Origin of the sequence: Extibacter muris, from assembly GCF_004345005.1 — a bacterium.
Lineage (GTDB): Bacteria > Bacillota > Clostridia > Lachnospirales > Lachnospiraceae > Extibacter > Extibacter muris.
Genome location: NZ_SMMX01000032.1, coordinates 1 through 11,466, shown reverse-complemented (window position 1 = coordinate 11,466; position 11,466 = coordinate 1). Strand labels below are relative to the sequence as shown.

General features: G+C 47.9%; 10 protein-coding genes, 1 pseudogene and 1 other annotated feature. Of the genes and pseudogenes, 2 read left to right on the top strand and 9 right to left on the bottom strand.

Annotated features, from left to right (window positions below):
* Positions 1 to 182 (top strand): hypothetical protein (locus tag E1963_RS20245; protein ID WP_207669411.1); only part of this gene is annotated, 182 nt, incomplete at its 5' end.
* Between the two features lie 15 nt (positions 183 to 197).
* On the opposite strand, the gene E1963_RS18770 is transcribed toward E1963_RS20245, so the two are convergent.
* From E1963_RS18770 to E1963_RS18735, 8 genes and pseudogenes are all read right to left on the bottom strand, one after another.
* Entirely contained in the window at positions 198 to 971 is a 774-nt protein-coding gene (locus E1963_RS18770; RefSeq protein WP_132281514.1) for an ABC transporter ATP-binding protein, read from the bottom strand.
* Entirely contained in the window at positions 964 to 1,845 is an 882-nt protein-coding gene (locus E1963_RS18765; RefSeq protein ID WP_132281511.1) for an ABC transporter permease, read from the bottom strand. Before E1963_RS18765 ends, E1963_RS18770 begins: the two co-directional genes overlap by 8 nt.
* 36 nt (positions 1,846 to 1,881) lie before the next feature.
* Positions 1,882 to 2,898: an ABC transporter substrate-binding protein gene (locus E1963_RS18760; protein ID WP_132281508.1), complete on the bottom strand. Its 1,017-nt coding sequence runs from the start codon at positions 2,896 to 2,898 to the stop codon at positions 1,882 to 1,884.
* Between the two features lie 261 nt (positions 2,899 to 3,159).
* Positions 3,160 to 3,408: a binding site (T-box leader), on the bottom strand.
* 63 nt (positions 3,409 to 3,471) lie between these two features.
* Positions 3,472 to 4,857: pseudogene (locus tag E1963_RS18755) on the bottom strand (alanine/glycine:cation symporter family protein).
* A 421-nt stretch (positions 4,858 to 5,278) separates the two neighbouring features.
* Positions 5,279 to 6,097: a carbohydrate ABC transporter permease gene (locus E1963_RS18750; RefSeq protein ID WP_132281505.1), complete on the bottom strand. Its 819-nt coding sequence runs from the start codon at positions 6,095 to 6,097 to the stop codon at positions 5,279 to 5,281.
* A 10-nt stretch (positions 6,098 to 6,107) separates the two neighbouring features.
* Entirely contained in the window at positions 6,108 to 6,995 is an 888-nt protein-coding gene (locus E1963_RS18745) for a carbohydrate ABC transporter permease (protein ID WP_132281502.1), read from the bottom strand.
* Between the two features lie 57 nt (positions 6,996 to 7,052).
* On the bottom strand, positions 7,053 to 8,354 hold the full coding sequence (locus tag E1963_RS18740) for an ABC transporter substrate-binding protein (RefSeq protein WP_132281469.1): 1,302 nt from the start codon (positions 8,352 to 8,354) through the stop codon (positions 7,053 to 7,055).
* A 99-nt stretch (positions 8,355 to 8,453) separates the two neighbouring features.
* Entirely contained in the window at positions 8,454 to 9,515 is a 1,062-nt protein-coding gene (locus E1963_RS18735; RefSeq protein ID WP_132281466.1) for a uroporphyrinogen decarboxylase family protein, read from the bottom strand.
* Between the two features lie 451 nt (positions 9,516 to 9,966).
* Between E1963_RS18735 and E1963_RS18730 the strand changes: the two genes are divergently transcribed.
* Entirely contained in the window at positions 9,967 to 10,644 is a 678-nt protein-coding gene (locus E1963_RS18730; protein ID WP_243117810.1) for a hypothetical protein, read from the top strand.
* Positions 10,645 to 10,743: 99 nt separating this feature from the next.
* Here the strand turns inward: E1963_RS18730 and E1963_RS18725 are convergent, their stop codons facing one another.
* The gene (locus tag E1963_RS18725) at positions 10,744 to 10,968 is read right to left on the bottom strand and encodes a hypothetical protein (RefSeq protein WP_132281463.1); all 225 of its coding nucleotides are present in this window, start codon (positions 10,966 to 10,968) and stop codon (positions 10,744 to 10,746) included.
* Positions 10,969 to 11,466: the final 498 nt, after the last annotated feature.

The window sequence follows — 11,466 nt, the reverse complement described above, 5'->3', positions numbered from 1 at the left end:
TTGTGACGGATGTGGTTAATCCAAAAAGAGCCTCGCCAGACCAATTACTCCCTTATCATAAAAAAATAAGTGTAGAGGGTAAAGCACGAATGATATGCTTTATCTCTTACACTTATATGGTACTAAATAGAGCCTGCAACGGCTCTGCAAATTGTATATTATTATTTCCCTATGAAACATAGTATAGAATGCGGCCATCAGTTGCCGCATTCTATACTTATCTCATTGAACAGCTTCAGAATATCATCCACCGTGATGCTGTCTTTTTCTTCCTCTTTCTTATCCAGAATCACTCCTCCCTGATGCATCATAAGGAGCCTGTTTCCATATTCCACGGCGTGCCGGAGGTTGTGGGTGACCATGATGGTCGTCAGCTGCTTTGCCCTGACAATCTTATCCGTCAGTTCCATGATGAGCTCTGCGGTCTTCGGGTCGAGGGCCGCCGTATGCTCATCCAGAATCAGGAACTCGATTGGCGTCATCGTAGACATGAGCAGGGCCATCGCCTGCCGCTGTCCGCCTGAGAGCGACCCTACCTTGATATCCAGCTTATCCTCCAGGCCAAGTCCGAGCTGGCTCAGCTGCTCCCTGTAATATCCGACCCTCGTTTTATTCGTCCCTCTTCCAAGGCCGTAGAGCTTCCCTTTATTGTCCGCAAGAGACATATTCTCCAAAATCGTCATGGACGGGCACGTCCCCATGGCAGGATTCTGGTACACTCTGCCTATCCGCTCATTTCTGCGGTATTCCTTTTCCCTCGTGATATCCTTTTCATTGATAAATATCCGGCCGGCTTCCAATGGTATGCTGCCGCATATGATATTCAGCATGGAAGTCTTTCCTGAACCGTTGCTCCCTACGACGGACAGGAACTCGCCCTGTTCTATCTTGAGGTTGAAATTATGGAAGAGGCACATTTCATTTATCGTACCCGGATTGTAATATTTCTCGATTCCCCTGAGTTCAAGCATTTTTGTTCACCTTCTTCTTTCTCTCCATGCTGATGATGAGGATGATAAGGAACAGGACCGCCGTAATCAGCTTCATCGCCTGCGGTTCAAAGTTCTTAAGGGCGACCGCGACACATGCCTTGTATATGACAGAACCTATCAATACGGAAGTCGTCGCCTTTAAGACCGTCATCTTCTTGAAAATGCTCGTGCCGATGATAACGCTTGCAAGGCCGATGACAATCGCCCCCGTCCCCATGGATATCTCAAATACCCTCTCCTCCTGGGCGAAGACACATCCCGCCAGGGATACGAGCCCGTTCGCTATGGCAAGGCCTAGAATCTTCACGTTCCCCTGGTCCTTGGCAAGCGAGGTGACAAGCGTATCGTTGTCCCCGACCGCCCGCAGAAGATACCCTGATTTTGTCTTCAGATACAGGTCTAGGAACACCTTGCTTATCACTGCCAGTATAAGGATGACTGCCAACGTCGTATACGGCCTGAGGGCTTCCGGCACGATGCCGTCTATCAAATCGTTCTTGAATATCGTCTTCTGGGAAAAGAGCGGTACATTAGACGTGCCCGCAATGTAGAGGTTTACGGTCCAGAGCGCTGTCATCATGATAATTCCGGACAGCAGGTCCCTCACCTTGCACTTCACATGGATAAGACCTGTGCATACGCCTGCCAGCACTCCTGCCGCAAACGCCGCAAGCAGAGCCAGGTACGGATTCACTCCCCGCGTGACAAGGGCAGCTGTAATGGCTGCCCCGAGCGGAAAACTTCCATCGACCGTAAGATCTGGAAAATCAAGTATCTTGTATGTGATATAGACCCCCAGCGCCAATATCCCATATATGAGCCCCTGTTCAATAATGGTTACAATCAAGTTCATGAAAATGCCTCCCGCATACGTAATATACTTCTGCTTCTACTCTGTTATCTCATCAAAGCTCTCGACCGCGTCTGCGGAAAGCGTCTCCGGCACAGAGATGCCAAGGTTCTCCGCCACTTTTGTATTAACATAGAATCCTGGTTCCGTGATTAGTTCAAAGTTCATCTCCGATGCCTTCTCTTCCCCTTTAAGCACCTTGGCCGCCATCTTTCCGGTCTGCCTGCCGAGTGCGATATAGTCGATTCCTTCTGCGGCAAGGCATCCTATCTTTACCTGCTCGATTTCGCTGCCGAACACCGGAATCTTCTTGTCGTTCGCCTTCTCGAGTATCGTCGGCAGCGACGCTACGACGGTATTGTCCGTGAGGTTCGTCATGCAGTCGACCTGGCTTAAGAGGTCATCCGCTGCAAGGGATACGTCTGCGGTCGCCGTGATACCCTTTTCCATAAGTTCAAAATCATATTTGCCCACAAGCTCTTTGTATTCTGCTATCGCGGATACGGAATTCGCCTCGCTCGTCGTATACATGATTCCTATCTTCTTTGCATCCGGAAGCATTTCCCGGATCATCTTCAGCTGCTCTTCTACCGGAAGCTTGTCGGACGTTCCAGTCACCTCTCCTGCCGGAGCCCCTTCCTCATCTGCAAGTTCTGCCGCCACCGGATCAGTCACCGCCGTATAGATGACCGGAATGCCGCTGTCCATGGCCGCATTGTACGCGCTCTGCGCTGTCGGTGTCGCTATCGCGCAGATCATGTCTACCTTGTCGGATACGAAGCCGTCGGATATCTGTCCTGCCGTTCCCATATCTGCCGCTGCGTTCTTATACTCGACTGTCAGGTTATCTCCCTCTTTGATGCCCTCTTCTTCAAGTCCTTTTAAAAATCCTTCTCTGCAGTTGTCCAGAGACCCGTGCTCCGCAAACTGCTCAATACCGATAGTGTAGCTCTCCTTTTCCGAGCCCCCGGAAGATTTGGAAGAATCTCCGCATCCTGATAGTAATACTGCTGTCATTGCTGCTGTTAATAATCCAGCTGTTAATTTCTTTTTCATTGTTCTTTCTCCTTTTCTTTTCATAGATTCCTTTTGCTGTTAGGAGAGAAAATCATAACAGAGCCGGCAGGCGATGATGGATGAGTCTGCGCTTTTATCCGGTCGACCATTGCGGGCACCTCGTGACCTCTGGTCACTCGGTCGCGGGTGCCCCGCTGATATTTTCAGAACTAACCATCTATTTGCGCAAGCGCAATATCTGGTTATTCTGAAAATGCCCGCAATCTCTACCACGCGCAAAAAACCGCCCCAAACCTATAGGTTTGAGGCGGTAATAATTAACTCTTATTATCGCGGTACCACTCAAATTGACAAATCGTCCACTTTTCTCATGTACTAACATACACTCCTGATTGATAACGGGTTCGGTTCCCGACTAGCCATACTCTCGTATGATTTCAGGCTGCCCTCGAAAGTCCATTCAACTATCTCCTTCATACGGCAATCACACCACCTGCCGCTCTCTTGGATGTCGCTAGATAATCTACTCTTCTTTCTCAACGGTTTTTCTTATTTACACCATATACTTTAATTCACCAAAGTGCATTTGTCAAGACAAATTTGAAATTATTTTTAATCCTTGATAACCGGTACCGGCGTATCGTCTTTTGCATCGAGGTCGTTTATGTACTTCTTCGTCTCTTTTACGATTACATTAGACAATAACAGTACGGCAACAAGGTTTGGTATGGCCATCAGCGCATTCAGAATATCTGCGATAGTCCAAACAATATCAAGTGCCACTACAGGGGCGATAGCTGCTACGAAGCAATAAAGCAGACGGTAAGGGATAAGTCCCTTTCTTCCCGCAAAATACTCTACGCATCGCTCCCCGTAATATGCCCATCCAAGAATTGTGGAATAAGCAAATGAAATGATACCTAACGTAAGAATAACAGGGCCGATATACGGAATCTGAGCAAACGCCAAGGACGTGAGCACACCGCCGTTTTCAATCTGATCCGCATTGATTGCCGGGTTCTTCATGATTGTTGTAACAAGTACAAGACCTGTCATTGCACAAACAACTACTGTATCCCAGAATGTACCTGTGGAGGATACGAGTGCCTAGCGGACCGGGTTTCTTGTCTGCGCTGCCGCAGCTGCGATAGGTGCAGAACCAAGACCAGATTCATTGGAGAAAAGTCCTCTGGCAACACCATACTGGATAGCCATACGGATTCCTGTTCCTACAAGACCGCCTGCCGCTGCTCCAGGAGTGAAGGCCAGTTTGCCGATTGTTCCAAGCGCCGGAATGATAAAGTCGTAATTCATACATAAGATGATAATACAGCCAAGTACATAGAAAATAGCCATGAATGGCACAAGTTTCTCACATACGCTGGCGATTGATTTGATACCGCCGAAGATAACGATTGCGGTAAGGACTGCAACTACGATACCTACAATCCACATCGGGATGCCAAGGTTTTCATTACATACGGTTGCAATCGCGTTAACCTGTGTCGCACAGCCGATACCGAAAGAGGCAAAGCCTGCGAATACTGCGAACAGCATGCCAAGCCATTTCAGATTCAGCCCGCGGGACAATGCGTACATCGCACCACCCTGCATACGGCCGTCCTCTGTCTTAACTCTGTACTTAACCGCAATCAGGGCCTCGGAATACTTTGTCGCGATACCGAATACACCTGTCAGCCAGCACCAGAGAACAGCTCCAGGACCGCCGAGTGCAATCGCCGTTCCTACACCGATGATATTACCTGTACCGATTGTAGCGGCAAGTGCGGTTGTCAGCGCACCAAACTGCGATACTTCTCCTTCTGCATCAGGATCTTTCAATACAGATAGCTTGATACCTTTTGAAAGCGTTTTTCTCTGGATAAATCCGAGCCGGACTGTCATAAATATGTGAGTACCCAACAACAGGATAATCAGCCACCAGCCCCATACCAATCCATCAATTTTGGTTATAACTGCACTTATACTATCTAGCATATTATTCCCCCTTCTCTTTCCTTTGATTTTAAATATGCACTTTCTGATAAAAATAGTACTACGATAAAAACAAACAGGTGTCGACAACGGATGTCGACCGCCCCCTGCATCACCTAAAGACATTGTACATGAATTTGTAGAAAATATCAACTATCGTTATAAAATTGACATTCAATTCGTCATAATAACGAAATATTAAAGATTATTCTTCATTTTTTAATTTGTTAAATAAATAACTAATGATTTTATCGCACAACTTCCGCGGTTATCTCCTGCTGGCGCCAAAACAAAAAGACCCCGAAGGTATGTTCCGCCTTCGGAGTCTTTGTATATTTTGTATAGGCTGTACAATGTTGTACTATATATCGTATGCGCCGAAATAATATTAACATATAATTCCAGCATGTGCAAGTATTTCATATCATCCTTTTATGCCGCTCAGCGCGATGCCCTCCTTGAACCTGCTCTGCATACATATATAGAAGAGGAACGGCGGCAGAAAGTTAACGACCGCACACGCCATCGTAAGCCCTACGTCTGTATTGAACTGCGTTTTCATAAGGCTGAGCGCCAGCGGCAACGTCTTCATCTCCTCCTTCGTACATGCTACGAGCGGCCAGATAAAGTTATTCCACGCGCCGACGAATGTAAAGATAGACAGTGCCAGCACGGAGGACTTTACCATCGGGATCACGACTTTGAAGAACGTCCCTATATTTCCGCAGCCGTCTATCTTTGCCGCATGTATCAGATCCTGCGGAATGTCCAGAATCGCCTGCCTCATGATAAATACGCCGAAGGCTGTCGGGAGAGGCAGGATAAGCGCTCGAAAGGTATTGAGCCATCCAAAGCTCTTTGTTATCAGGAACAGCGGGACGACAATGACCTCTGACGGCACTATCATAGTCAGTACGAGAAAGAGGAACAGCCTGTCATTTCCCCTGAAATCCATCTTGGCAAATGCATAGCCCGCCAGAGCGCATACCGCCAAAGTCAGCACCACTCCGGCCGCCGCCACGAACACGCTGTTGAAGATATACCGGCCAAAATGCTCCATTGCAAATATCTTTCCATACTGCTGCAAAGACAGCTTGTCCGGCGAAAAGTCGAAGTCATGGGCATTAATGGTAGACTTAAAAGACATCAGGAACATGTACACGAAAGGAACGATGTTCACCGCGATAATCCCTATAAGTAATATAGAATCCAATCCGTTTCTAATAGCTTTTGCTGCTTTCATATAACCTCCGTTATATCTCTGAAACATCTCTTCGCATCAGCATTTTCTGCATCAGCGCAATGACGAGCACCACTGTAAACAGCATATTGGATATGGCCATGGCATAGCCCGCTTTGCTGCTGCCGAAGCAAGAGGTATATGCATACAGCACAAGCGTCGTCGTGGCATTGTTAGGACCTCCGCCGGTCAGGTTGAAGATAAGGTCAAAGCAGCGCAGGGAATTGGTCAGCGAAAGGAATACGGCCAGGATGATCATCGGCTTCAGCATCGGAAGCGTAATGCTGAAAAAACAGCGCAGCCTCCCTGCTCCGTCTACTTTGGCGGCCTCATAGCAGGCGCCCGAAATCGAAAGCAGGCCGGAAGAATAGATGACGACGTAATATCCCATATACTTCCACACTGCAACGAGCCCGACGACCACCAGGGCCTTACCGGAATCTCCAAGCAGCATGGACGGATCCACCCCGAACAGACCGAAGAACTGTTCCACCGCCGGCAGCTTTCCGTTCAGGAATTCTCTCCATACGACGCCCGCCACCGCATCTGCACACAGCACGGGTATGAACACGATGCAGTTGGCCAGCTTCCCAAGAATCTTTTTCCGGTTGGCCACCAGAAATGCGGATACCAGTATGCCCGACACGGTCTGCAGCGGGACGATGATGACAACAAGCTCCAGCGTATTTTTTAATGCTTTCATAAATTTGCTGTCTGACATGAGCCGCCTGTAATTGTCCAGACCAGAAAACACTGGTTCTGTCATGATATTATATTTTGTAAAACCAAGTGCGATAGATATGATAACCGATCCAAGTACGAACGTCACCAGAATGATAGTGATGGGGGTGATGTAAGCATATGGCGCAAGGCTTTTTATTCCTGAATGTTTTTTCTCCATACCGTCCCTCTCAAAAAAATGTCCGCACCAGGGGCGGACATTTTATGTTGACCATCCTTATTCTTTATCTGCCCAGTATTCGTCCAGCAGATTGTTCGCGTAGTCTTCTGCCTCTTTCAGAGCCTCCTCGACCGTCATATCATCTGTCATGATCCCCTGGAAGTCGGCGGAGAGCTGTGTCAGTATATCAGCTCCGCAAGGCCCTGCCTGCAAGCCATGCCACTTGCCGATATCCTCGGTATAGATACGCTCCATCTTCTCATCTCCGGCATATGGCTCACTGACCGTAAGTGCGGCTCCCGGGCATTTCTCATGGTACTGTGCCATGAATTCAGCGCCGGTCACGTATTTGATGAAGTCCATCGCAAGATCTTTATCTTCTGCCCCCGACATCAAGGTCAGGCAGTCCGTTGCCCCGAAGGTGCCGTAATCCTTGTTCTTAAGCGAAGTTACATAGTCCCATTTCAAATCCGGATATGTCTCGCCAAACATCGTTTCATCGGTCTGGGATGAGCGGTATACTCCGAATGCAGACTTGCCTTGTCCGAATACATTGGCAAATGCCTCTGACCAGGACTGGGACATAAAGTCCGGATTCATATACTGTGTCAGTTCCTTGATCCATGTCACGGCCTCCGTGCCTGCCTCGTCTGCAAATGTGACAGACTTCATGTCATCGCTGTAGACCTGGCCGCCGTTCTGCCATAGCGCGCTGTAATAATATGCGTTTAACACCTGCATGGCGCCTACTTCGCTCGTGCTCATGCCTGCCGCATATCCATACTGGTCGATCTCGCCGTCACCATCGGTATCTTTCGTCGCCGCCTTGCAGATCCTCACGAAATCTTCCCAAGTTTGCGGGGCACTCTCCCCTAGCTCCGCCAGAATGTCTTCATTGTAATAAAGTACGAACGGAACCCCTGTCACCAGCGGCCAGCCGTACTGTCCCTCCATCATATAGCCATTTCCCAGATATTTGTATTCCGCCTTATCTTCCTCCGTAACGTAATCGGACATATCCTCGACCGCGCCGGCGTCAATGTATGTAGGGAACATCTCGTTGTACATATATCCCACATCAGGCCCCTCCCCTGAATTGAGCGCTGTCATATAAGTCTCTTCATAGCTGTCCCATGGCACTACCTTGATATTGACGGTACAGTCCGTTCTCTTTTCCCAGTCCTTGAGCAGCGGTTTCCAGTTATTTACCGTGTCGTCATCCAACGGTGCGACCCATACATCCAATGTCTTACCGCCCGATCCCTGCTTTTCTTCCTCTGAGCCGTTATTGCCGCACCCGGCACATAACGCCGCAGACATGGCCAAGACAATCAGTATGCTGATTATTTTTTTCTTCATAGCTTTTTTACTCCCTGTATCTTTTACAATATTATCCAAGGGCATTTTAACATCAGCATATTAGTTTCACAAATTGTTAATTTCCATAAACAGCTTCGTTTATAGATTGTGTCTATATGTCCTGGCTGCTTCCATGAAGACATCTATCTGCTCCGGACGGGTCGTCTCGGGAATATCACATCCCGATGCAAGGACATAGCCTTTCTCAGACTTAAGCCCCGCGTCGATACAGTCTGTGACCGCTTTCAAAATCTCCTGCCTCGTTCCGTTCTTGATGATTTCCACCGGATCCACATTCCCGGCTATGGGCACGGCCTCTCCCAGTTCCAAGGCTGCTTTCTCCAAATCCACGATGTTGTCGAGGCTTACTTCATTCAGTTGATACTTCCGGAAATATTTCCATATCTTATCCGTCATGCCACACATATGAAGCGATACCTTCTTACCGGTCTTAGCATATGCGTAATCTGTCAGTTCCTTCGTAAATGGATAGACGAATTTCTCGTACATTGCCGGACCTATCAATGCAGGATTTGCCACCGGATCTGCCATAGCGGTTCCCATCCCGTATTCTGCCGCAAGGTCGATGCAGCTCTTCTCGCTGTCTGTTATAATCCGCATAAGCCGGAGGACATCATCCGGCTTCTTCCGGCAGTCCCGCAGCAGGCGTTCCACGCCCCGCAGATTAGAGGCAATAGTAAGTGGTCCGCCGATGCTCATTTCTACAGGTACGATTGCAAGCGCTGTCTTCTCAAGTATGGCAGCCGCTCCTGCGAAGTCCTGTATTCTCTCATTCGTATGGGCGTTCACCGGCTCCATCGTCTCGAGCCGGGCATAGCTGTCAAGCAGAGGCACGTCCATATAAGGAACCCCTTGTCTCGGATAGACGACCCGCCCGCCAAGCGCCTCTGTAATGCCTCTCGAGTTCGGCCCGATATCCATCCTGTCATACCCGTAACGGTTGAACGGTATAATCTCCGCCTCTGCCATCTTTTCCGGATCATGGGACAGATCCCACACGCTGACGCCGCTCAGCACACCTTTCAATTCTCCCATGAATGGAACGCACGGGATACGGTCGTACGCTTCCCCTTTCTCAATCGCCATTTTTCTCTCAACAGGTGTCATTTCATCTGCCATGCACTTCTTAATCTCAGTCAATTTCTTATCCTTCCTTCCGCAATATATCCATAGGTCCAAGTACCTTTTGACATCAGCACCATTATATTTAATAAATACGGAAAAGACAACCATGGACTCCAAAGTCATTGCAGAAGAACGGTCAATTAAACTATTGAATAAAGCAGGGATATGTGATATCATGTCAGCACAATTCAAACATTCTGATTTTCTGATTTCATCTACGGCAGATCGCCGTACCTATCCGATGTTTGTGACAAATCTTTCATGCAAGGAGGGATGCCTATGGGGGCTGTTCTTTTGTTTTCCGTCTGTTAACCGTGGATAAAGTATGATAAAATGAAGGAGAGCCATATGAACAAAAGACAAAAGCTGATACCATTAAACAAACTGAACCTTACGGACCGTTTCCTCTTTGAGGAAGTGATGGAGGACCCTCTGCCCCACCAGGAGGCGCTACTACCAGTCTCTCGTGGACATCTCCCTGCTCAAGCCCGGGATTCCGGACTACAGCCAGCTGAACGAGTCCTATCTCATCATGATCACGCCCTTCGACCTGTTCGGCTGCGGGAAGTACCGTTACACCTTCCGGGCCGTGTGCGAGGAAGAGCCGGGATGCGTCCTCGAAGACGGGGCGACGCGGATCTTCCTGAACACCCGTGGAACGAATGACGATGAGGTCTCACAGGAGCTGGTGGAATTCCTGCACTACGTGGAGCATACGACGGATGAGGCGGCGGAACATGCCGGGAGCGAACGCATCCGCCGCATCCACGACCGGGTCCGGAAGGTTCGGAATAGTGAAGAAGTCGGGGTGAAGTATATGCAGGCATGGGAAGAGAAATACTATGAAAAAGAAGAGGCAAGAAAAGAGGGGCTGCAGGAAGGTCGTGCTGAAGGCCGTGCTGTAGGACGCACAGAAGGAGCCCGAAATAAACTAAAAGACCTAATAAAAAGAAGCTTGAAAAAGGGAAGTCTATCGAAGAAATTGCCGATGCCCTGGAAGAGACTGAGGCAGTCATCCAGGAGCTCATCAAAGAAATGCAAGCCTAGTAGAATGGGCACGGGCAGGGATATGGAAAGGATTCTCCGCCTCTCCCGCTTAGGCCTGGGCATCTGTCTCCCGTCTCCCCGCCCGCTACCTGCCTAACTGACAAGGGGAAGGATGGCTGTATGACATTACTGGCCAACGGGGGAAGGCGCCACAGCTGATAACCGGCTGTCGGCGCCTTCCCACTTACTATCGTCCCTATGTACTCTGCCCGGCTTGAGCATCGATGATATGTGACGCTTCCCGGACCGTAAGATTATGTTCCTGAAGAAGCTGGTACAGCTCTTTTAATTCCTGCTCCTGCTTTTTAGCTATAACCTCATCTTTCTGCCGCAGCAGCGAATCCAGTTTCCCTTGAACCCTGGCTATCTGTTCGTCCAGCACTTCCATCTGTTCCTCATAAGACTTTGTCCTCCTGGCCATATTTATACTCCGCTCCTTTGTCCATTTTATATATATAAATATATGGACAGACTTTATAAATTATGACTATAATATTATTCTGAGTTTCCTCAGATATGACCTGCTATTTTTGATTTGCAGTTGTTTATACGCAAAAAGGAGGAAAATAAAATAAAAAAGCTCATAATAAAAATATACATATATATATTTCTTATTTTAGCACCCTTCATTACGGCATCCATGAATTATGTTGCATTTATTTTTAATAAATTTTATATAAGATTTTGAATTATTCCCATAAACACTACATTTATAAGCAATTTCAAAATTGAAAAACATTCATTTTACCACGAATTTACCACGATTGAAGAGCCTTGATATGACAATATAAGCCACAAGGGAGATAGCACATGAAATGAAACTGTGTATCTCCTTTTTTCATACCACTTGACTACTTCTCTCTGATTTCAAACCTTAAAATGGCTTTCATCATTTCTGTATGAATTTGACCTTTTAATT

What these genes read in the sequence shown, in the direction of transcription:
- E1963_RS18765 (WP_132281511.1), bottom strand. Translation starts at nt 1,845, where the DNA reads ATGAACTTGATTGTAACCATTATTGAACAGGGGCTCATATATGGGATA.
- E1963_RS18725 (WP_132281463.1), bottom strand. Translation starts at nt 10,968, where the DNA reads ATGGCCAGGAGGACAAAGTCTTATGAGGAACAGATGGAAGTGCTGGAC.
- E1963_RS18740 (WP_132281469.1), bottom strand. Translation starts at nt 8,354, where the DNA reads ATGAAGAAAAAAATAATCAGCATACTGATTGTCTTGGCCATGTCTGCG.
- E1963_RS18760 (WP_132281508.1), bottom strand. Translation starts at nt 2,898, where the DNA reads ATGAAAAAGAAATTAACAGCTGGATTATTAACAGCAGCAATGACAGCA.
- E1963_RS18745 (WP_132281502.1), bottom strand. Translation starts at nt 6,995, where the DNA reads ATGGAGAAAAAACATTCAGGAATAAAAAGCCTTGCGCCATATGCTTAC.
- E1963_RS18750 (WP_132281505.1), bottom strand. Translation starts at nt 6,097, where the DNA reads ATGAAAGCAGCAAAAGCTATTAGAAACGGATTGGATTCTATATTACTT.
- E1963_RS18770 (WP_132281514.1), bottom strand. Translation starts at nt 971, where the DNA reads ATGCTTGAACTCAGGGGAATCGAGAAATATTACAATCCGGGTACGATA.